2 pseudogenes are annotated in these 739 nt (G+C 69.0%); one reads left to right on the plus strand and one right to left on the minus strand.

The features are described 5' to 3' along the window. Window positions 1–378: pseudogene (locus A5678_RS21600) on the plus strand (hypothetical protein); the annotation flags it as partial. 4 nt (window positions 379–382) lie between these two features. Here A5678_RS21600 and A5678_RS21605 read toward each other — a convergent pair. Continuing rightward, window positions 383–739: pseudogene (locus A5678_RS21605) on the minus strand (hypothetical protein); the annotation flags it as partial.

Genomic DNA, 739 nt, shown 5'->3' on the forward strand with positions numbered 1-739 from the left:
AAGGAGAACAAGCCGTCCAACCCCAGCGATCCGCATGACGGGGCCTACACCGCGGCGCGGCTTGCCCGCGACGAGGGGGTGCCCATCTCGACGATCTCGTTCGGCACCAAGACCGGCGAGATCGAGATGGACGGGAAGCGGGTGGCCGTCCCGGTCTCGACCGACCAGATGAAGATGATCGCCAAGCTGTCCGGCGGGCAGTCCTACACGGCCAGCAACGTCGACGAGCTGTCCAAGAGCTACAACGCCATCGAGAAGGACATCGGCTACCGCACGGTGCCGGGGCCGGGCAGCGCCGGGTGGTTGCGCCTGGGCGTCATCACCGCGCTGATCGCGACGGCGCTGGCGCTGCGGATCAACCGGCGGCTCCCGGTCTGACCGCTCAGGACGGCAGCCGGCGGTTCAGCAACAGCCCGGCCAAGATGGCGCCGGCCATCGCGACGGCCCCCAGCAGCATCCACGCCAGGCTGGCGTCGCCCTTGACGGTCTCGTAGCCGATCTGGCGCTGCAGGGTCGCGTAGACGTTCTTCAGCGACTCGAGGCTGTCCGCGTGGAACGACTGGCCGTCGGTGATTTCGCAGATCTTCTGCAGGGTCTGGTCGTCGACGGGAACCGGGATGGTGGCGCCCTCGTACTCGACGGTGCCGTACGGCGTGCCGAAGGAGATCGTCGAGATCTGCACGCCCTCGGCCTTGGCGGCCCGCGCGGCGGTGAACGCCCCCTGCGGGGCGTTCGGGTC

This window comes from Mycobacterium sp. E2733, assembly GCF_001667585.1.
GTDB lineage: Bacteria > Actinomycetota > Actinomycetes > Mycobacteriales > Mycobacteriaceae > Mycobacterium.